19 protein-coding genes are annotated in these 19784 nt (G+C 68.6%); 10 read left to right on the forward strand and 9 right to left on the reverse strand.

Translation table 11 applies throughout. From position 1 onward, the window contains the following. Window positions 1–137 precede the first annotated feature (137 nt). From bioB to ON23_RS38445, 4 genes are all read left to right on the forward strand, one after another. Window positions 138–1151 (forward strand): biotin synthase BioB, encoded by a 1014-nt coding sequence (bioB, locus tag ON23_RS09115; protein ID WP_030514661.1) that lies wholly within the window; start codon window positions 138–140, stop codon window positions 1149–1151. Window positions 1152–1234: 83 nt separating this feature from the next. Further along, complete coding sequence (gene bsaP, locus ON23_RS09120; protein ID WP_039777500.1) at window positions 1235–1459, forward strand: biotin synthase auxiliary protein BsaP; 225 nt, start codon at window positions 1235–1237, stop codon at window positions 1457–1459. Beyond that, window positions 1459–2082 (forward strand): DUF2567 domain-containing protein, encoded by a 624-nt coding sequence (locus tag ON23_RS09125; RefSeq protein ID WP_051042290.1) that lies wholly within the window; start codon window positions 1459–1461, stop codon window positions 2080–2082. The genes bsaP and ON23_RS09125 overlap by 1 nt, the downstream gene beginning before the upstream one ends. Before the next feature lie 318 nt (window positions 2083–2400). Next, window positions 2401–2577 (forward strand): hypothetical protein, encoded by a 177-nt coding sequence (locus tag ON23_RS38445; RefSeq protein ID WP_167331848.1) that lies wholly within the window; start codon window positions 2401–2403, stop codon window positions 2575–2577. A 32-nt stretch (window positions 2578–2609) separates the two neighbouring features. Here ON23_RS38445 and ON23_RS09130 read toward each other — a convergent pair whose 3' ends face one another. Then, window positions 2610–3254 (reverse strand): DedA family protein, encoded by a 645-nt coding sequence (locus ON23_RS09130; protein ID WP_039777486.1) that lies wholly within the window; start codon window positions 3252–3254, stop codon window positions 2610–2612. A gap of 141 nt (window positions 3255–3395) precedes the next feature. Next, window positions 3396–4172, reverse strand: coding sequence for an NUDIX hydrolase (locus tag ON23_RS09135; RefSeq protein WP_039777488.1), 777 nt, complete (start codon window positions 4170–4172; stop codon window positions 3396–3398). A 95-nt stretch (window positions 4173–4267) separates the two neighbouring features. Here ON23_RS09135 and nadA point away from each other — a divergent pair, with 95 nt between their 5' ends. Genes nadA through nadC form a run of 3 tightly spaced genes read left to right on the forward strand, consistent with a single transcriptional unit; the run spans window position 4268 to window position 7996 of the window. Beyond that, window positions 4268–5329: a quinolinate synthase NadA gene (nadA, locus tag ON23_RS09140; RefSeq protein ID WP_051042292.1), complete on the forward strand. Its 1062-nt coding sequence runs from the start codon at window positions 4268–4270 to the stop codon at window positions 5327–5329. Between the two features lie 44 nt (window positions 5330–5373). Next, entirely contained in the window at window positions 5374–7107 is a 1734-nt protein-coding gene (locus tag ON23_RS09145) for an L-aspartate oxidase (protein WP_039777504.1), read from the forward strand. A gap of 28 nt (window positions 7108–7135) precedes the next feature. Further along, on the forward strand, window positions 7136–7996 hold the full coding sequence (gene nadC / locus ON23_RS09150; RefSeq protein ID WP_039777505.1) for a carboxylating nicotinate-nucleotide diphosphorylase: 861 nt from the start codon (window positions 7136–7138) through the stop codon (window positions 7994–7996). A gap of 3 nt (window positions 7997–7999) precedes the next feature. On the opposite strand, the gene ON23_RS09155 is transcribed toward nadC, so the two are convergent. The 7 genes from ON23_RS09155 to ON23_RS09185 all read right to left on the reverse strand — a co-directional run bounded on the left by ON23_RS09155 (window position 8000) and on the right by ON23_RS09185 (window position 16821). Next, complete coding sequence (locus ON23_RS09155) at window positions 8000–9244, reverse strand: NtaA/DmoA family FMN-dependent monooxygenase (RefSeq protein WP_039777490.1); 1245 nt, start codon at window positions 9242–9244, stop codon at window positions 8000–8002. After that, a complete protein-coding gene (locus ON23_RS09160; protein ID WP_039777491.1) occupies window positions 9241–10932 on the reverse strand; it encodes a dipeptide ABC transporter ATP-binding protein in 1692 nt (563 codons plus the stop codon). The genes ON23_RS09155 and ON23_RS09160 overlap by 4 nt, the downstream gene beginning before the upstream one ends. A 1-nt stretch (window position 10933) precedes the next feature. Continuing rightward, window positions 10934–11827 carry an ABC transporter permease gene (locus ON23_RS09165; protein WP_039777492.1) on the reverse strand — a complete coding sequence of 298 codons (894 nt, stop codon included), beginning with the start codon at window positions 11825–11827 and terminating at the stop codon, window positions 10934–10936. Further along, window positions 11824–12783, reverse strand: coding sequence for an ABC transporter permease (locus ON23_RS09170; RefSeq protein ID WP_174376470.1), 960 nt, complete (start codon window positions 12781–12783; stop codon window positions 11824–11826). The genes ON23_RS09165 and ON23_RS09170 overlap by 4 nt, the downstream gene beginning before the upstream one ends. A gap of 26 nt (window positions 12784–12809) precedes the next feature. Beyond that, window positions 12810–14459 carry an ABC transporter substrate-binding protein gene (locus tag ON23_RS09175; RefSeq protein WP_039777493.1) on the reverse strand — a complete coding sequence of 550 codons (1650 nt, stop codon included), beginning with the start codon at window positions 14457–14459 and terminating at the stop codon, window positions 12810–12812. A gap of 271 nt (window positions 14460–14730) precedes the next feature. After that, entirely contained in the window at window positions 14731–15900 is a 1170-nt protein-coding gene (locus ON23_RS09180) for a winged helix DNA-binding domain-containing protein (RefSeq protein WP_039777494.1), read from the reverse strand. Window positions 15901–15909: 9 nt separating this feature from the next. Further along, entirely contained in the window at window positions 15910–16821 is a 912-nt protein-coding gene (locus tag ON23_RS09185) for an alpha/beta hydrolase (protein ID WP_039777507.1), read from the reverse strand. A 40-nt stretch (window positions 16822–16861) separates the two neighbouring features. Here ON23_RS09185 and ON23_RS09190 point away from each other — a divergent pair, with 40 nt between their 5' ends. The 3 genes from ON23_RS09190 to ON23_RS09200 all read left to right on the forward strand — a co-directional run. Next, window positions 16862–17353, forward strand: a complete 492-nt coding sequence (locus tag ON23_RS09190) for a MarR family winged helix-turn-helix transcriptional regulator (protein WP_051042295.1) — start codon at window positions 16862–16864, stop codon at window positions 17351–17353. 102 nt (window positions 17354–17455) lie between these two features. Beyond that, complete coding sequence (locus ON23_RS09195) at window positions 17456–18322, forward strand: arylamine N-acetyltransferase family protein (RefSeq protein WP_039777496.1); 867 nt, start codon at window positions 17456–17458, stop codon at window positions 18320–18322. An 84-nt stretch (window positions 18323–18406) separates the two neighbouring features. Next, window positions 18407–19784: penicillin-binding transpeptidase domain-containing protein (locus ON23_RS09200; RefSeq protein ID WP_039777508.1), on the forward strand; the 1378-nt coding region annotated here is incomplete at its 3' end.

The following is a 19784-nucleotide window of genomic DNA, read 5'->3' on the forward strand; positions in this document are numbered from 1 at the left end:
CTACCCTAGCCTGAACACCGTTCAAGTTGCACGGCATGGACGCGCAGGCCCGGAGGCGGCAGCCTGCGTAACCACGGAGGGCCCAGTCCATGCCGCGACAAGCACGGCCGCACCGGCCGGAGGAAGGGATTCGTGCTGTGACGCAGGCACCCGTGAAGACCGACATTCTGGCCACCGCGCGCGAGCAGGTTCTCGAACGTGGCGTCGGACTGACTCAGGAACAGACCCTCGAGGTGCTGCGCCTGGGCGACGACCAGCTCGAGGCGCTGCTGGAGCTCGCGCACGAGGTGCGGATGAAGTGGTGCGGCCCGGAGGTCGAGGTCGAGGGCATCATCTCGCTCAAGACCGGCGGCTGCCCCGAGGACTGCCACTTCTGCTCGCAGTCGGGCCTGTTCCAGTCGCCGGTGCGCGCCGCCTGGCTCGATATCCCGAGCCTCGTCGAGGCCGCGAAGCAGACCGCCAAGACCGGAGCCACCGAATTCTGCATCGTCGCCGCCGTGCGCGGCCCGGACGAGCGGCTGATGGCGCAGGTCGCCGCGGGCGTCGAGGCCATTCGCAACGAGGTCGACATCCAGGTCGCCTGCTCGCTGGGCATGCTGAACCAGGAACAGGTCGATCAGCTCGCCGCGATGGGCGTGCACCGCTACAACCACAACCTCGAGACCTCGCGCTCGCACTTCCCGAACGTGGTCACCACCCACACCTGGGAGGAGCGCTGGGACACCCTGCGCATGGTGCGCGAGGCCGGTATGGAGGTGTGCTGCGGCGGCATCCTCGGCATGGGCGAAACCCTGGAGCAGCGGGCCGAATTCGCCGCCAACCTGGCCGAATTGGAGCCCGACGAGGTTCCGCTGAACTTCCTCAACCCGCGCCCGGGAACCCCGTTCGGTGACCTCGAGGTGCTGCCGGCGGCGGACGCGCTGCGCGCCGTCGCCGCGTTCCGGCTCGCGCTGCCGCGCACCATCCTGCGTTTCGCGGGCGGCCGGGAGATCACCCTCGGCGACCTGGGCGCCAAACAGGGCATCCTCGGTGGTATCAACGCCGTGATCGTCGGCAACTACCTGACCACGCTCGGCCGCCCCGCCGAAGCGGACCTGGACCTGCTCACCGATCTGAAGATGCCGATCAAGGCGCTCAACGAGACCCTCTGAGCGCCCGCGGCCGCGGCGGTTCGGGTATTGTCGAGCAGCTGGAGAGCTGCACTTCATGAGGGGTTTCGCGAATGGTGGTCCAGATGCCACAGCCTGATATGCAAGAGCGCTACAACCCGTACACCGGGAAGCGGATCGTCGTGGGCCTCGACGATCCGCTTCCCGCGGCCGCGGCCCTGGGCCTGGAACCGCCGCGCTTCTGCGAGCAGTGCGGCCGCCGGATGATCGTGCAGGTGAGTCCGGACGGCTGGTGGGCGAAATGCTCGCGGCACGGGGTGATCGATTCCCACAGCCTGGACCATCGCTGATGACCTCCCGCGGCGCCGCCGCAGCCTCTCCCGCACCGCGCGAGTTGCGCGCGGCGCTGTGGATCGTCGCGGCGGTGCTGGTGGTCAGCATCATCGGCGGCGGAGTGTGGGCCATGCTCGCACCGACCCAGAAGGTCTTCGTCGTCGAACCCGGCAGCGGTATGGCACTCACCGGGGAAAGCGCGCACCGCTTCGACGCGGTGGCGATCTTCGCCTGTGTCGGCCTGGTGACCGGACTGCTCAGCGCCGCCGCGGTGTGGCGCCGGCGCGCGATCCGCGGGCCGATCATGCTGGTGAGTCTGCTGATCGGTTCGCTGGCCGGAGCCTGGGTGATGTCGTGGTTCGGCGAACAGGTCGCGCGCTGGATCCACCCCCGCTCCCACAACCCGCCCGTGCACACCGTCGTGGAGCTCGCGCCCACCGTCGAAGGCTGGACCGCGCTGCTGCTGCAACCGCTGATCGCCGGCCTGGTCGTACTCCTGCTGTCGGCGCTGAGCACCTCCGAGGACCTGGGCAGCGGACGCGGTGAAACGGCGGAACCCGCACCGCGCACCCTGTCCGACGTGACCTACGGGCCCTACCATCGGCCCGGGTCGTATCAGAACGCCGATTCGCAGCGCTGAATCGCGCCGAGTCGCTTATCTGCCGGAACACCGGCGTCCGTCGGTTTCCTCCCCGATGGAAAACACCTGATCGGGGCTACCGCCGACGGCACGGTTCACGTGTGGGATCTCGACCCGCAGCACGCGGTCGACCGAATCTGCTCCACCACGAAATCCGTACTCACCGACCAGGTGTGGCGTGAGCACCTGCCGCAGACGAGGTACCGGCCGCCGTGTGAGTGACCGCTGTCGGCAGCCCGGATCGCCGTTTATTCGATGGCGATCCGGGCTCGCGGTCGTTACGGTTGCGCCGGATCAGCCAGGAGGGGAGGTGTAGGAATGGCAGGAGTGCGAGCGCGACCGGAAAGTGATTGTGCGGCAATCGAACCGAGCGAACGGCCCGATCTCGTCGCGTGGCGGCGGCGGCACGAACTTCGCCGATCCGCTGCGGCGCAGCCGGTGGCGAACAAGCGCACCTACCGGCGCACGGTCAAGCATCGGGATCGGCAGTGGTGAATCGGCGGGGGTGAATCGGCGGGGGTAGGGATTCAGCGTCCGTCGTGGGTGGCGTGGTATTCGGATTCGATCTTCTTCTCCTGGCGCCGTTCGCGCAGCTTCCACACGATCAGTGCCAGGACGACGATCACCACGACCGCGATCGCCATATCGCGGCCGACGGTTTTCGCGACCTTCTCGTAGGAATTGCCGGCGACGTAGCCGAGGACCACGAAGGTCGTTCCCCAGACGATGCCGCCGATGGCGTTGAACGAAAGGAACTTCGGGTAGGGCATGCGGGAGGCGCCGACCAGCGCCGGCATCACCGCGCGGAAGAAGGCGGTGAAGCGGCCGAGGAAGACGGCCCAGCCGCCGCGGCGAGCGAGGAATTCCTGAGCGTTGTCCAGGCGGCCGCGGTGTTTGTCCAGGTAGGAGGCGGCCAGCAGGCGGCTGCCGAAATGTTTGCCCACCTCGTAGCCCACCGAATCTCCGATGATCGCCGCGGCCACCACCAGCAGGATCATCGCCCACAGCAGCACATGCCCCTGGCTGGCCGCGACACCGCCGAGCACGGCCGCCGTCTCGCCCGGAATCACGAAGCCGACGAAGATCGCGTCCTCGGCGAAGACGAGCAAGCCGACCGTCAGGTAGACCCACACCGGCGCGATATCGAGAATCCGGTGCATCAGCGATTCCATTCCGCCGACGCTACCGTGCTCCGGCGAGCGGTGTGCGCCGGTCCCGGGGGTGTCGTCCCGGGCCGCGGCATCGCGGTGCGCGGCCCGTGGCCGGGGAAACCAGGGCGCCGCCGTCTCCGCGCGGGCGGGCGGGGCGGGTGACTATCCCGGGGGCCGCAGCGCCGCGAATTCGTCGGTCACGCGGATCTCGTCGTCGGTGAACCGATAGACCGCCGCGGGCCGTCCACCCGATTTGCCCGGCGCGGCGGTCTCCCCGGTCGGCGTGATCACCTTGCGGCGGCTCAACACTCGTTGCAGGTTGGTGGTATCTACCTCGTAACCCAGCGCGGTGCAATAGATTTCGCGCAACGTCGACATGGTGAACGACGAAGGTGCCAGGGCGAAGGCGATATTGGTGTAGGACAGCTTCGCCGCCAGCCGGGTCCGGGCGTGGTGGACGACGGTGCCGTGGTCGAACGACATGTTCGGCAGGGCCGACACCGGATGCCAGCGGGTGTCGGCGGGCAGTTGCGGGTCCGCGGTCAGCGGCACCAGTCCCAGATACGCCGAGGCGATGCGGCGGACCCCGGGCACGCGATGCGGATCGCTGAAGACCGACAGCTGCTCGATGTGCCACAGCTCACGCACATCGACCTTCTCGGCCAGCTGACGGCGGGCGGAGGTGTCGAGATCCTCGTCGTCGCGCAGCCGGCCGCCGGGTAGCGACCAGGTGCCGGTCTGGGGTTCCATCGCCCGCTGCCACAGCAGCACCCCGAGTTCGGTGCGGAGGCCGTGATTGCCGCGCGGACTCTGCGGATCCACCGGTTCGCTCGCGATCACCGAGTGATCACCCCCTGGACCTGCGGTGACGGTGTCCATGAAGCGACGAACCTGGAACACCGCGGTGAGCGATTCGTGAATGGTGCTACTATGGGCCACGTTTTCGATTGTAAGTCGAAAACCGGGTTGAAGCGAATCGGCCCGGGGTGATGCGCGTGGCGCGAGTGCCGCGCGCATGAGGAAGGAGCCATGCCATGGCGTCAACGAGTCTGACGACAGCGACCACTGGTCCGACGACGCAGGCATTCGCAGCGCAGGTCATCGACGGTCCGGACGGGTTCGGCGGAGTCGAGGCCACACCGGAGTGGGCGCAGGAGATCAAGCGGCTGGCGCGCGAGCGCAACGCCACCATCCTGGCGCACAACTACCAGCTGCCCGAGATTCAGGATGTGGCCGATCACGTCGGCGATTCCCTGGCGCTGTCCCGGATCGCCGCCGAGGCGCCCGAGGACACCATCGTCTTCTGCGGCGTGCACTTCATGGCCGAGACCGCGAAGATCCTCAGCCCGGACAAGACCGTGCTGATTCCGGACCAGCGCGCGGGCTGCTCGCTGGCCGACTCCATCACCGCCGACGACCTGCGCGCGTGGAAGGCCGAACATCCCGGCGCTCTCGTGGTGTCGTATGTGAACACCACCGCCGCGGTGAAGGCGCTGACCGACATCTGCTGCACCTCGTCCAATGCCGTCGACGTGGTCGCCTCGATCGATCCCGACCGCGAGGTGCTGTTCCTGCCCGACCAGTTCCTCGGCGCCCACGTCAAGCGGGTGACCGGGCGTGAGAACATGCACATCTGGGCCGGTGAATGCCACGTGCACGCCGGCATCAACGGTGACGAGCTGACCGAACAGGCCCGCACCCACCCCGATGCCGAGCTCTTCGTGCACCCCGAATGCGGGTGCGCCACCTCGGCTCTGTATCTCGCGAGGGAGGGGGCGTTCCCGGCCGACCGGGTCCACATCCTGTCCACCGGCGGCATGATCGACGCCGCGAAGGCCGCGCGGTCCAACCAGGTCCTGGTCGCCACCGAGGTCGGCATGCTGCATCAGCTGCGCAAGGCCGCCCCCGGCATCGACTTCCAGGCCGTCAACGATCGCGCGTCCTGCAAGTACATGAAGATGATCACGCCGGCCGCGCTGCTGCGCTGCCTGACCGACGAACTCGACGAGGTGCACGTCGATCCGGAAACCGCGGCGCTGGCACGCAATTCGGTGCAGCGCATGATCGCCATCGGCAATCCCGGCGGCGGCGAATAGCACCGGCACCCGCCTGCGGGCGGGCCGGAAAGGTTCGATCGATGATGATGACGCCTTCGATCGGCTGGGAAGCCGAAGCTGATCTGGTGGTGATCGGTGGCGGTGTCGCGGGTTTGACCGCGGCCCGCACCGCCTCGCTGCGGGGGTTGCGGGTCCTGACCCTGAGCAAGGGGGGCCCGACGGATACGTCCACGCAATACGCACAGGGTGGGATCGCGGTGGTCGCGCCGGACGGCGACACCGTCGACTCGCATGTCGCCGACACCGTCGACGCCGGAGCGGGTCTGTGCGATCCGCAGGCGGTGCGCTCCATCGTGGCGGGCGGCCGGGATGCCGTCGCGGCCCTGACCGATCTGGGCGCGGTCTTCGACCTCGGGCGCGACGGCCAGGTGTCGCGCACCCGCGAGGGCGGGCACAGCACGCGCCGCATCATCCACGCCGGCGGTGACGCCACCGGCGCCGAGGTGCAGCGGGCGCTGAACGCCGCCGGACTGCCCGTGCTGTTCGGCACCGCCGCCCTCGACATCGTCACCGGGCCCGACGGGGTACGCGGTGTGATCGTGGTGTCGGACAAGGGCTTCGGCGTCGTCCACACCCCGGCGGTCCTGCTGGCCACCGGCGGCCTCGGCCAGCTCTACGCCTGCAGCACCAATCCGCCCGGGGCCACGGCCGACGGCATCGCGCTGGCGCTGCGGGCCGGTGCGCTGGTCGCCGATCTGGAATTCGTGCAGTTCCATCCCACCGTGCTGTTCAGTCCCGGCGGGCTGGGGCGGCGGCCGCTCATCAGTGAGGCGGTGCGCGGCGAGGGCGCGGTACTGGTCGATTCGAACGGGGATTCCGTGACCGCCGGTGTCGATCCGCGGGGCGATCTGGCGCCGCGCGATATCGTCTCCAAGGCCATCGCCGCCCGGATGCGAGAGCTCGGCACCGATCACGTGTATCTCGACGCCCGCGCGATCGACGGTTTCGCACAACGGTTTCCGACGATCACGACCTCGTGCCGCGCGGCGGGCCTGGATCCACGCACCGATCTGATCCCGGTCGCGCCGGCCGCGCATTTCCAGTGCGGCGGCGTCGTCACCGATACGCACGGGCGCACCGCCGTTCCCGGCTTGTACGCGGCCGGTGAGGTGGCGCACACCGGTCTGCACGGCGCGAACCGGCTGGCGTCGAACAGCCTGCTCGAGGGGTTGGTCGTCGGCGAGCGGGCGGGGGCCGCCGCGGCCGAGCGGGTCGCTTCCGCTCCGGAGGTGACGGCGGTGCCGGAGATGTCGCTGCCGCGCATCGATCGCACCGCCCTGCAGCAGTTGATGTCGGCACACGCCGCCGTGGTGCGCGACGGTGACGGACTGCGCGGGGCGATGCTGCGCGTCCTGCATCTGCGGGGCAGCGGCACGACGAAGTCCGGGACCACGGATGCGCCGGAAGACGCTGCGGCACAATCGGAAACCGGCACTACCGCCCCCGCGCCGGTGGAGTCCGGTGCCGCGCCGGCGGAAATGCCCTCGCCGCAGGGGGTTTCGCGGCTGCACGGCGAGCAGGCCGGAGTACTGGCCGCGGTGGAGGACGCCGCCCTGACCCTGACCGCGCGGACCCTGCTCCTCGCGGCCACCGCCCGCGCCGAAAGTCGCGGCTGCCACACCCGATCCGATTACCCCGAGCCGCGCGAGGAATTGCGGCGCAGCGTCGCGATCCGGCTCGGCGACGACGGCCGCCCGCAGGTCGTCGCCGATCCACTCACCACCGCCGACCCCCTGCCGGCGGTGAGCGCCCGATGACCGCCACGCACATGCCGAGGAGTAGATGATGGCACTGGACCCGCAACTCGACCCCGGGGAACTGCGCACCCTGATCCGCACGGTCCTCGACGAGGATCTGCGCTACGGGCCCGACATCACCTCGGCCGCCACGGTTCCCGCCGAGGCGACCGTCAAGGCCGCGATGGTCTCGCGGCAGCCGGGCACGGTCGCGGGCATCGATGTCGGGCTGCTGGTGCTCGACGAGGTGATCGGCGCCGGAAACTACGAGGTGACCGATCGCGTCGCCGACGGCACCCGGGTCGGCCCCGGCGACGCGGTGCTGACGGTCGTCGCGCCGACCCGGCAGCTGCTCACCGCCGAACGCACCATGCTCAACCTGGTCACCCACATGTCCGGGATCGCCACCGCCACCGCCGCCTGGGTGGACGCGGTCGAGGGCACGAACTGCCGCATCCGCGACAGCCGCAAGACCCTGCCGGGTCTGCGTGCGCTGCAGAAGTATTCGGTGCGCGTCGGCGGTGGCGTCAACCACCGCATGGGCCTCGGAGACGCCGCCCTGATCAAGGACAACCACGTCGTGGCCGCCGGATCGGTGGTCGCCGCGTTGCGCGCGGTGCGCGAACTGGATCCCGACATCGAATGCGAGGTCGAGGTGGACAGCCTCGATCAGCTCGACGCCGTCCTCGCCGAGGACGTGGAACTGGTGCTGCTGGACAACTTCCCGCTGTGGGCCACCCAGGCCGCCGTCCAGCGCCGCAACAGCCGCTCGCCGCGCACGAAACTAGAATCCTCCGGCGGGCTCTCGCTCGAGGCCGCCGCCGACTACGCGCGCACCGGAGTCGACTACCTGGCGGTCGGCGCCCTCACCCATTCGGTGCGGGTGCTCGACCTTGGCCTCGATATGTAGGGGTCAGCCGTCGGTCTGTCCGAAGTGGTCGCGGAGCGTGGTGCCGGTGTATTCGCGGCGATGAACGCCACGCTCCCAGAGCCGCGGAACGATGTGTTCGGCGAACTGCGGCAGCGATTCGACGAACACCGTGAACCCGTCGGCGGCGCCGCGCTCGGCCCAGCCGATCAGTTCGTCGGTGATCGACTCCGGAGTCCCGAAGATCCGCCGATGTCCGCCGCCACCCAGCACGATGAACCGGCGCAGTGTCAGATCCGGATGGCGACGCGCCAAATCCACGCCGCCCTGGGCGAATCCGATCGAGCGGGTGCTGTCGGTGACCGCGACCTCCGGCGGCACCGGGCCGTCCAGGTTCACCGCCTCCGGATCCAGGTCGAACCGGGACAGGAAGCGGTGCACCGTTTCCGACTCCTCCAGTGCCTGCTCCGCCTCGTGCAACAGCCGCTGTACCTCGGCGTCCGTACTGCCGACGGTGAGGAAGATTCCGGGCAGGACGAGGACGCCCGCCGAATCGCCGCGTCGGCTCCGAGCCTCCTTGTTCAGGCGCTCGCGGTAGGTCCGCGACGCGTCCTCGTCGACTCCGACCGAGAAGACCGCGTCGGCGAAGCGGGCCGCGGTGTCGATGCCGTCGTCGGACCCACCGGCCTGGAAGATCACCGGCTTGCCTTGCCGCGAGCGGGGAAGCTGCAACGGCCCGGCGACCGAGAAGAATTCGCCGTGATGGTCGATCGGCGCACGCCGTAACTTGCGCAGATCCCAGGTGGCGGTGACGTCGTCGTCCCACGACACCCAGAGCTTCTCGACCACCTCCGCGAATTCCTGTGCGCGCCGGTACCGTTCGGCACGCGGTGGTGGCTGGGTGAGGCCGAAGTTGCGGGCGACGGTCGGCTCCATCGTGGTGATGATGTTCCAGCCCGCGCGACCGTGGGAGATGTGATCCAGCGACAGGATCGCCCGAGCCAGTGCGTACGGTGTGGTGTAGGTGGTCGACACCGTCGCCACGAGGCCGATGCGCTCGGTCTCCCGAGCCAGCGCGGGCAGCGTTACCAGCGGGTCCAGATACGCGAAACTCCTTCCGTCCGGCCCGATTCCCTGCGAGTCGGCGAAGAACACCGAGTCGAGCCGCACCTGCTCGGCCAGCTGCGCCGAGCGGACGAAGTCGTCGATGTCGATGAAGGGATGCGAACCGTCGGATGCCTGTAGCGGTCCCGGGATCAGGTTGACGGTGAAATGCAGATAACGGCTCACGAGCGGCCTCCGGAAGTCAGCTGAACCACGTTGTGTCCCGGCGGTTTCGGGATCGAATCCACCAATCGCCGGGTGTAGTCGCCGGACGGGCTCGAGAACACGTCCGCGGTGGCGCCCTGCTCCTGCACTTCGCCGCGGCGCAGCACCGTCACCGTATCGGCGAGCTGTCGCACCACGCTCAGATCGTGGGAGATGAACAGATAACTCACGCCCACCTTCACCTGCAGGTCGACCAGAACCTGCAGGATCTGTGCCTGGACCGTCACATCCAGCGCCGAGGTCGGCTCGTCGAGTACCAGGAGTTTCGGGCTCAGGCTCAGCGCCCGCGCGATGGCCACGCGCTGGCGCTGGCCGCCGGACAGGCGCCGGATGCCGCGGGTGAGCAATGATTCGTCGAGACCCACCAGATCCAGGACCTCGAGTACCCGCGCCCGTCGCTGTGCTCGCGAACCCCAGCGGTAGCGGATCAGCGGTTCGGCCACCAACTGCGCGACCGTGTACGTCGGGTCCAGCGACTGGAAGGGGTTCTGATACACGAGCTGCAGGTTCTGCCTTGCCACACGCAGTTCGCGGCGGCCCAGATGCGAGATGTCGCGGCCCGCGACGAGCACTCGCCCCGCGTCCGGCTCCGTCAGCCGCAGAACGACCCGGGCGAGGGTGGACTTCCCCGAACCGGATTCGCCTACCAGCGCGTGGGTGCGGCCCGCCGGGATATCGAAGCTCACGCCCTTCAGCGCCTCCGTCCGGTGCCTGCCGATCCGGAACGTCTTGTGGACATCGGTTACCGTCAGCACCGGCTCGCCGCCGGGCCGGGCGCGCTGAGCTTTCGCGGCGGCGAAGCGATCGGGGTCGATGCTCGGAATGTCCCCGATCAGCTCGCGGGCGTAACCGGATTCCGGTTCCCGCAGTACCGCCGAGGACGGGCCCGATTCGGCCACCCGGCCGGAGTTCAGCACGACGACCCGATCCGCTCGCTCGGCGGCCAGGGACAGATCGTGGGTGATCAGCAGCACCGAGAGCCCGCGCTCGGCGCGCAGCCGGTCGATCAGGTCCAGGATGGTCTTCTGAATGGTCACGTCCAGTGCGGATGTCGGTTCGTCGGCGATGATCAGATCGGGATGCTGCGAGATCGCGATCGCGATGAGCACCCGTTGCAACTGTCCGCCGGAGAGCTGATGGGGATAGGAGCGCAGCGTGCGCTCCGGCTGCGCGATTCCCACCGAGTCCAGCAGTTCGGCCGCCTGGGCGTGCAGCCGCGACCGGCGGGCGTACTCGGGCAGGCCGGAGGCGCGGAACGCCTCGAAGATCTGCCGGTCGATGCGGCGCACCGGGTCGAGCGAGGAGGTCGGGTCCTGCGGCACGAAACCGATACGGCGGCCACGGATGTGGCGGAATTCGCGTTCGGGCAGCCGCAATACGTCCCGGCCGCCGAACTCGGCGCGACCTCCTACCGCCACGCCGTGATCGAGCAGTCGCAGAATGGCATTGACCACCGTGGACTTCCCGGAGCCGGACTCACCGACGATCGCCACCGCCGCGCCGGCGGGCACGTCGAACGACACTCCGGACACCGTGGGGGCCGAGAGGTTGCCGTCGTAGGCGACGGCGAGGTCACGCACGGCGAGCAGCGGCGCGACCGGCGCCGCCCGGCCCGCATCGGACGCGAGAGCTGTTGTCGTAGCGGTCATGTCACCTGTTCCTGCCGATGAGTTTGCTCAACTGTCCCAGCGACAGCACCGACAGCACGATCACCAGGCCCGGGCCGTAGACGAACCACGGGTAGCGATAGAAGAAGTTTTTGCCGTCGGCCACCAGCAGGCCCCAGTCCGGGCTCGGCGGTGGATTGCCGTAACCGAGAAATGCCAGCGCGGAGATGTTGATGATGGCCAGGCCGAACTGCAGAACCGCCAGTGCCAGCACCGACCGGTACACATTCGGCAGCACATGGCGACACAGCACGACGATCTTTCCGCCGCCGATGAGGCGCGAGGACTCGATGAACGCGGTGTTCTTCACCCGCAGCGTCTCCGACCGGATCAGGCGGGCGAAGACGGCCACCGACGAAATGCCCACCGCCACGGCGGCATTCACGCTGGCGAAACCCAGTGACACCACCACCACGACGGCCAGCAGAAAGCCGGGAATGGCCAGCAGCGCGTCGATCAGCCGTCCGAGTATCGCGTCGGCTACGCGCCCGGAGAAGCCCGCGATCAGACCCACCGCGCTGCCGGCGACCAGGCCGATGCCCACGGCCAGCAGCGCGGTCAGCACCGCCGTCCGCGTGCCGAACACGACCCGCGCGAGGATGTCGCGGCCGAACTGATCGGTGCCGAACAGGTGCTCCCACGACGGCGCGCGGAAGTTGTCCGCGGTCACGCCGGCGTACGGATCGTGGCCGGTGAACAGGCCCGGGGCGATCGCCCAGGCCGTGAGCACGGCGACGACGAGAACCGCGGCGACGGTCGCGAGGTCGCGCAGTCCCGGCATCGCCGGCCGCCGGCGCGAGCGCGTGACCGCGAGAGTCGCGACGACCTCGTGCTGCTCCTCGTCGATATCGGCGGCCGCATCGGTCGTGGTCGTCATCGGCGTGCCTCCGTCGGGCGCAGTCGGGGATCGAGCGCGGGGTAGATCAGGTCCACCGCGAGGTTGATGGTGAGGAAAACGATCGCGGCCAGCACCACGGCCGCTTGCAGGACCGGTACATCCTGTTCGGTGACCGCCCTCTCGATCACACTGCCCACTCCGGTGCGTCCGAAGATCGCCTCGGTGATGATCGAGCCACCGAGCAGCTCACCGACGATGATCGCCGCGATGGTCGTTGTCGGCAGCGCGGCATTGGGTAACAGGTGCCGGGAGAGCAGACCGAACCGGCCGATGCCCTTGGAGATCGCCACCGTGGCGTAGGGCTGCGCACGGGCGTTGTCCAGGGCGCTGATGAGGACCTGCGCTATCGGCGCCGAGGTCGGAATGGCCAGCGTGGCAGCGGGATAGACGAGCGCCCCGGCGCTGCGGAAATCGGTGAGCGTGAACAATCCGAGCTGGAACGACAGCACATCGATGATGACCAGACCGATCAGGAAGTTCGGCACCGACAGAAACAGCGACGGGAGGGACCGCAGCAGGCCGCCGCCGAACCGGTCCGGAAGGAAGAACGCGCTCACCGCGATCGCGAAGGCGAGGACCACCGCGAAGACGAAGGCCGTTCCCGCCAACTTCAGCGTGGACGGAATGCCCGACCACAGCACCGTCGACACCGGCAGATTCGAGGCATAGGACAACCCCAGGTCACCGTGTGCGAGGCGGACGAGCGCAACCTGAAGTTGCTCCCATATCGGCCGGTCCAATTTGAAATAGACCAGCATGTCCCTGATCTGGTCCTTGGAGTAGCCGTATTCGGGATTGCTCAGCCGGTTGGCGACCGGATCGCCCGGCAATACCGTCACGATCACGAACACGATGATGTAGACGAGAACGACCGTCACGGCGGCCTGCGCGATCCGGGATGCCACATATCGCGGATAATGCGACAACTGCTTCATTTCTCACTGCCTCGATTCCGGGCCGGTCATACGTCGAGCCACGCGTCGTAGAAGCTGATGAGCCCGAGCCCGTCCACGCTCAGATCGCGGAGGCGGTCCGCGGCGCCCCAGGTTTGGCGGAATTCGTGCACCGGGATGTAGTAGGCGTTGTCGATGACATACCGCTGCACCGCTTTCGACGCCTCGATCCGGGCCTGATCGGACTTCGCCTGCACCAGCGCGTCGAGCAACGCGTCCAGCGCGGCACCGGGCTTCTTGAACTGATTACCTTGCGAGCTGTGCCACCATCGCCACATCTCCGTCGGACTTCCCGCCAGCCAATGATTTTCGTACAGCGGAACATTCGGCTGCGCGGTCACGGCGTTGTAGGTCGAGAAGTCGGTACCTTTTATCTCGAGCCGCACTCCGATCTTCTTCCACTGCTGCGCGATCAGTTGCAGGTCCGCCTGGGAGGTCGTGATGTAGACCGAGGGGTAGATCAGGAAGCTCAGCTGCTCACCGTTGCGGACGCGGTATCCGTCGCGGTCCCGATCGGTCCAACCGGCCTCGTCGAGCAGGCGGTTCGCGAGATCGCGGTCGTAGGCGAACGTGTCACGCAGATCCAGGGTGCCGGGGACGATGTCGTTGAAGGTCGACTTCGCCTCGGTCCATGCGCCGCTGCGGTAGTTGGTCGTCAGGATCTCGCGCCGATCGATGCCGTGCGTGAGCGCCTTGCGGATGCGGATGTCGTCGAGGTGCGGCGCGGTCAGGCGCAGCTGGAGTCCCCAGACGCTGCCGAAGAACGTCGGCGCGATCAGCTGGAATCCGTCGGCCACGAACGGCTCCTCGGCGGGCTGCACGTAGTGGATGATGTCGACCTGCCCGGACTCGAGCGATCCCGCGCGCAGCGACGGTTCGATCACCTGCTGTACGGTCACCCGCTCCAAGCGTGCCGGGCCGTCGTGCTTGGCGTCGCCGCGCGGCCAGGAGTAGTCCTCGCGGCGGCGCAGCACCACTTCCTTACTGGGCAGCCAGGATTCGACCACGAACGGTCCGGTGCCGTAGATCTTGCTCAGATCGGACTGGTCGCGCAGACTCGCCTCGACGGTCGCCGGCGCCACCATGCCGACCGTCGTCCAGGCGGCCAGTTTCTGGATGAAATCGCCGAACGGCTGGCTCAGCCGGATCCGGACCTCGTATTCACCGACGGCCTCGGCCTTGTCGTAGCTGGTCGGAAAATATGCCGCGCGGACGATTCCGCGCCCCTTGTCACCTTTGCCGAGCAGGTTCAGATTGGCCGCCACCGCCGCTGCGTCGAGCCGCTCGCCGTTGGAGAAGGTCACGCCTTTCCGAATTGTCAGCCCGAATTCGGTGCGGGCGTCGTTCTGGGTGAATCCGGTGGCGAGATGGGGCTGGAATCGGCCCGCGGCGTCGTAGTAGAACAGTCGCTCGACGATCTGATTCCACACCTGCGCCACATGCCACGACCCGGTGGCCTGCTGCTGATATCCGTCGATCAGTTTCTCGTTGAGGTAGGTGATTCGGCCGCCCGATATCGGCGCGGCGTTTTTCGGCGCCGGCAGCGCGCGCGCCGCGGTGCCGGGTGACGCGGGACTGCCACACGCCGCGAGAAACCCGGCGCCGGTCAGTGCGGCGCCGAGCGCGAGAAAGCGTCGCCGTGCGAGTTCATGTGACATGGGAACCTTGATCGATCGAGAATGGGTGCAAACGACGTCGGGAAACGTACGAGCACAGCGTGATCGGGACACGCGCGACGATCAATACAGTTCTGCTTCAGAATCGCTAAATCAAAACTTACCTATCCGAGAGAAAACGCCGTTCGCCCACCGCCACCTGCACGGGGAAATTGCCGTCGGTGGGTCAATGGACGAAATCATGGCGATCCTCACGGCACTATCGGCGAAGCCGGAGGCGGATGGCGTCGAAACAGCCGGAGCCCGCCGGACTTCAGCTGGTGAGTTCGCGTTCCAGCGGGGTCCGGAAGCGGGGGATGGCGCGCACGTCGCCGTACCAGGCGGCGGTGCGCTCGACCTCGGCATCGATCAGCGCCTTCGCGTCGGCGCCGACGTCTTCCAGCAGCCGCCAGGCGATGTCACCGTCGGCGCGCTGCGCCCAGCCGCCGACGATCCGTCCGTCCACCCAGATACTCGGGCCGATATTGCCGTTGGTGTCGAACAGGGCGGGGGTGTGCGGGCCGAGGAACCAGTCGCGCGACTGCCAGCCCATCGGGGTCGGGTCCAGGGCGGGGAGCAGCGCCGCCCATGGTCCGGACTCGGGTTCGGGGTCTGTATCGTCGGACAGGAGCACTCCGGTCCTGCCGCCGAGGTCGACCTCGGTGAGCTCGAGACTCGACAGTGTCTTGCGCACATCGGTTTTCGTCCATCCGGTCCACCAGACCAGATCGTCCACGGGCGCCGGTCCGAAGGTGCGCAGCCAGCGGCGGGCGAGTTCGGCACGCGCCGCGTCGAGTGCGACCGGCGCGGCATCCGGAAGCCACGCCTCCCGGGGCGCCCAGGTGTATTGGCTGCTGGTCCAGCTGCCGTTGGGGCGCCCACGCACGATGAGCCCGTCGCATCCGAGGATGAGCAGCACCCAGGTGGTGATGTTGGTCGGTTTCGAATACGGCTTGCCGGGGGCGGTGTCGACCTGGGTGCGCAGCCGGGGCACGGCGGCCGACAGTTGCGCGCCGGTGGCGCTGCCCCGGGTCAGCAGTTCGCGATGGGTTTCGTCGGCCACTTCGGCCAGCCAGGCGTCGATATCGCCCTCGACGGCCTGGGCCAGATACTTTCCGTAGGCGCGGCGCTGCTTGACGGCGAGCGCATCGGCCACCGCGGCCTGCAGCACGGGAACCAGGTCGACCGGCGCGACGAACATGGTCCGCCGCATCGCCAGCAGCCGCAGCAGCGACCGATCGTCGTAGAGGGCGCGTTCCACATCGGCGGGCGCCAGGCCGCGGGTGCGGGCGCACACCGACAGGTACACCGTCGCGGGATCGGTGGCGTGCAGAGCGACCATCGACTCGGCGATATCGGCGGGATCGGTACCACGGGCTTCGAACGCGAGCCGATGCCGCCGTGCCAGCCGCGCACGTCGCTGAGCGACCGTAATCGAACGCATGGTCGAATCCTAGCCTGCTCGGTCCCGGATTCGGATGCGCTGGCCGAGGAAATGCGCCGCCCGGTCCAGCGCTTCGTCCGCCTCGTCGAGAAGGCCGGTGAAGGACTGAAATACATGAGGCACATCGGCGGTCACGTCGAGGATGACGTCCACTCCGGCCTCCCGCGCGCGTGCGGCCAGGCGAGTGGAATCGTCGAGCAGCATTTCGTTGGTTCCCACCTGGAGCAGGATCGCCGGGAAACCGGTGAGATCGGCCGAGACCGCGGGGCTGAGCAGCGGCTGTTCCGGATCCTGCCCGGCGAGATACATGGCGCCGGTGTGGTCCAGGCTCGCGCGGGTGAACAACGGGTCGATGCCGGCTTTGGTTTCCATGCTCGCACCCGTGCGCGTCATATCGAGTCCGGGGGAGAAGGCCACGATCGCGGCGGGCAGCGGCAGGCCGGCGTCGCGGGCGGCCAGAGCCGTCGTGATGGTCAGACCACCGCCCGCGGAGTCGCCCGCGAAGGCGATCGCCGACGGTTGCGCGCCACTGTCGAGCAGGGCGCGATAGGCGCCGAGGGTGTCCTCTATCGCGGCCGGGAACGGATGTTCCGGCGCGAGCCGGTAATCGACCGAAAACGCCCGGAAACCCGTCTTACACACCAGGTTTCCGGTCAGTGTCAGCGCCGTTCCGGGGGAACCGAAGACGAAGCCACCGCCGTGGAAGTACAGGATCGTTCCGGCTCCGGCCGGCTCCGGCGGTTCGACGAGCACCGCGGGCCGAGTGCCCAGGGTGATCGTCCGCGTGCGTATTCCGGACGGGACGGCCATCTGTGCCATCAGTGTCCGGAAGTCGGCTCGTATCTCGGCGACGGATCGCGGCTGCGCGGGGTGTGGCCGCCGCAGCATCGCGTCGACCTGCGCGCGTTGTTCCTCGCTCATATGCACCTCCTGAGAAATATATTCCTGTACAGTATATGCCATGGAATGTAGTTCTGGCTCGGATGCCGTGGACTCGGATGCCGTGGATCTGCCGACGCTGTTCGCCGATCTCGTCCGGTGCGAGACGCGGCTGTACAACGCCGTCAACGACCGGCTCCGGGAGCGGCACGGCATCGTCGCGTCGCAGTTCGAAGCGCTGCGTTTCCTGCGCGACCATCCGGAGGCGCGGGTGGCCGATCTCGCGGCCGAATTCGCGGCCGGCATCGGGGCGATCAGCAAGGGCGTCGATCGCCTGGTTGCCCGGGGATGGGTGGTGCGCAGGCCGCATCCGTCGGACCGCCGCTCGTCGGTGCTGGCCCTGACCGAGGACGGCGCCCGGCTCGTGACCGCGGCCGAGGAGAGCTTCGCGCAGCGGCTCACCGAGCTGTTCGGCGCCATCGCGCCCGATGCGTCCCTGCCGGCCGTGGCACGCACGCTCGCGCGGCTGCGCGGCGAACTCGAACGGGGCCGGATCGGCATGCCGGCGGGGTGAGTGCCGCGTGGTGAACGCGACCGGTCGCAGTGGTGGGAAGGATGCGGGACCCGCGGTCGTTGATCATGGGGGGCGAACGACGGTGACAAGACAGGAGAAGTCATGACGGAAAATCCGGCCCCGGTTTCGAACTGGGACGGCGCGGCACTGGATCTGCCGGCGTATCTCGCCCGCATCGGCTTCACCGCAGAGCCGGCGCCGACCCTCGCCACCCTGCGCGCACTGCAGTACGCGCACACCACCACCATCCCGTTCGAGAACATCGAGCCGGTGCTGAAACGCCCGGTGCTGCTGGACCTTCCGTCGTTGCAGGACAAGCTCGTCCGATCGCGGCGCGGCGGTTACTGCTACGAGAACGTGGGCCTGTTCGCCGCCGCATTGGAGCGGATCGGCTTCGGCGTCACCGGATTACACGGGCGGGTGAGTATGGGCGCGCGCGGTGAGATCCGCCCGGCGACGCATGCGTTGCTGCGTGTGACCACCGCCGACGACGACCGGGTGTGGCTGTGCGATGTCGGTTTCGGTTCCGGGCCGCTCGCCCCGCTCGAACTGAATCCCGATGCCGGGGAGGTGCGGGCCGGTGATTGGCGATTCCGGCTGGAACGCACACGCGGCGAACTCGATTCGGAGCTGTGGGTGCTGCACCACTTCGCCCGCGACGGCTGGATCGACCGCTACAGCTTCACCATGAATCCGCAGTACCGCATCGACTACGCGGTCGGCAATCACTTCGTCTCCACATTTGCGCGTTCACCGTTCGTGACCCGGCCGTATGTGCAGCGGTTCCGGCCGGACCGGCACGACATCGTCGACAACACCACCTGGATCACCGAATATCCGGACGGCACCGCGCACAGCCGCGACCTGCCGCCGGCCGATCTGCCGAAGATCCTGGCGGCCGAATTCGATATCGAACTCGACGACGCGGACGCGGCGAAACTGGCGGCAGGGGTCTGGCTGCCACACTGACGACCGGCTGTGCGGCCGACCGGCGGCCCGCGCGCGGCGGCCGATTACCCCGCGGCGGCGGCTCGCGGCGGTAGTGTCGGCCGCGTGCGCACCGGATCGAAGTTGTTCGCCCTGCTCGCCGCCCCGATTCTCGCTGCCGCCGCGTGTTCCGGAGACAGTTCCGCCGATCGGCTCGACCGCAGTGTGCACACCTTCGCCGATGCGTTGAGTCACGGCGATCCCGCGGCCGCGGCCGCCGTCACCAGCGATCCGGCGCGGGCCACGACCACCCTCGGCACTCTCTTCGACAGCCTCGGCAAGAAGGTCCGCGTCGACGTGCGTGCGGTAAACCGGTCCGACCACCACGCGACGTTCGACCTGGCCACCACGTGGACCTTCGGCGCGGCCGGAAATCAGTGGACCTACACCACCACCGGGACGGCCGACGAATCCGGCGACGACTGGAAGGTCCGGTGGAATCCCGCCACCGTGGCGCCCGGCCTCGAGATCGGGCCGTTGTCCTACGACACCGTCACCCCGCAGCCGGCCGCGCGCGTGCTCGACCGCGACGGTGCGGAATTGATGAACCAGCAGGTCGTCACCCTGGTCCAGCTGGCGCCCGGCGCCGACCCGAATGCCGTTGCGGCCGTACTCGGTCCGATCGATCCGAGCATCTCCGCGGCGAGCCTGCGCCAGGACATGGACAAGGCCCAGGGCAAACCCGTCACCGCGATCGCGCTGCGGGCCGGCGACCTCGCCCCCGTGCAGGATCGGCTCGCCGCGCTGCCGAATGTGACGCTGGCGCAGCAGACCCGGCTGCTCACCGCCGACAAGGCACTGACCTCGCCGGCCCTGTCCGGGGTGAGCGACCTGTGGCAGCACAGCACCGATGCCGCGGCCGGCTGGGCGGTGCGCGCACAGGCCAGCGACGGCGTCCACACGGTGGGCGGGCAGGATCCGAAACCTGTCGCCGATATCAGGACCACGCTCGACACCGGGATGCTGCGCCGTGCCGAGGCCGCGCTCGCGCCGATCCCCACTCCGGCGGCGATGGTTGTGCTGCGACCGTCCACCGGCGACGTCCTCGCCGTGGGGCAGAACGCGCCCGCCGACGCCCAGGGCCCGATCGCGCTCACCGGGCTCTACCCACCGGGTTCGACCTTCAAGACCGTCACCGTGTCGGCCGCGTTGCAGGCCGGGCACGTCACCGCCGACACCATGGTCGCCTGCCCCGGAACCGAGAACATCGAGGGCCGGCAGATCCCCAACGACAACAACTTCGATCTCGGCACCGTGCCCCTGCACACCGCGTTCGCGCGGTCCTGCAACACCACGATGGGACGGCTCGCGGTGAATCTTCGGCCCGACGGGCTGACCCGCGCGGCCGCGCAGCTCGGCCTCGGTGTGGATTTCACCGCCCCCGGCATGACCACGGTGACCGGAAAGGTGCCCACCGCAGACACTTCCGCGCTGCGGGTCGAGG

Origin of the sequence: Nocardia cerradoensis NBRC 101014 (assembly GCF_000308535.1) — a bacterium.
Classification (GTDB): Bacteria; Actinomycetota; Actinomycetes; order Mycobacteriales; family Mycobacteriaceae; genus Nocardia; species Nocardia cerradoensis.

Bases quoted from the DNA above. Each gene is read 5' to 3' on its own strand.
- bsaP (WP_039777500.1), top strand. From the start codon at position 1,235: ATGCCACAGCCTGATATGCAAGAGCGCTACAACCCGTACACCGGGAAG.
- ON23_RS09125 (WP_051042290.1), top strand. From the start codon at position 1,459: ATGACCTCCCGCGGCGCCGCCGCAGCCTCTCCCGCACCGCGCGAGTTG.
- ON23_RS38445 (WP_167331848.1), top strand. From the start codon at position 2,401: ATGGCAGGAGTGCGAGCGCGACCGGAAAGTGATTGTGCGGCAATCGAA.
- ON23_RS09130 (WP_039777486.1), bottom strand. From the start codon at position 3,254: ATGGAATCGCTGATGCACCGGATTCTCGATATCGCGCCGGTGTGGGTC.
- nadA (WP_051042292.1), top strand. From the start codon at position 4,268: ATGGCGTCAACGAGTCTGACGACAGCGACCACTGGTCCGACGACGCAG.
- ON23_RS09145 (WP_039777504.1), top strand. From the start codon at position 5,374: ATGATGACGCCTTCGATCGGCTGGGAAGCCGAAGCTGATCTGGTGGTG.
- nadC (WP_039777505.1), top strand. From the start codon at position 7,136: ATGGCACTGGACCCGCAACTCGACCCCGGGGAACTGCGCACCCTGATC.
- ON23_RS09160 (WP_039777491.1), bottom strand. From the start codon at position 10,932: ATGACCGCTACGACAACAGCTCTCGCGTCCGATGCGGGCCGGGCGGCG.
- ON23_RS09165 (WP_039777492.1), bottom strand. From the start codon at position 11,827: ATGACGACCACGACCGATGCGGCCGCCGATATCGACGAGGAGCAGCAC.
- ON23_RS09170 (WP_174376470.1), bottom strand. From the start codon at position 12,783: ATGAAGCAGTTGTCGCATTATCCGCGATATGTGGCATCCCGGATCGCG.
- ON23_RS09175 (WP_039777493.1), bottom strand. From the start codon at position 14,459: ATGTCACATGAACTCGCACGGCGACGCTTTCTCGCGCTCGGCGCCGCA.
- ON23_RS09180 (WP_039777494.1), bottom strand. From the start codon at position 15,900: ATGCGTTCGATTACGGTCGCTCAGCGACGTGCGCGGCTGGCACGGCGG.
- ON23_RS09185 (WP_039777507.1), bottom strand. From the start codon at position 16,821: ATGAGCGAGGAACAACGCGCGCAGGTCGACGCGATGCTGCGGCGGCCA.
- ON23_RS09190 (WP_051042295.1), top strand. From the start codon at position 16,862: ATGGAATGTAGTTCTGGCTCGGATGCCGTGGACTCGGATGCCGTGGAT.
- ON23_RS09195 (WP_039777496.1), top strand. From the start codon at position 17,456: ATGACGGAAAATCCGGCCCCGGTTTCGAACTGGGACGGCGCGGCACTG.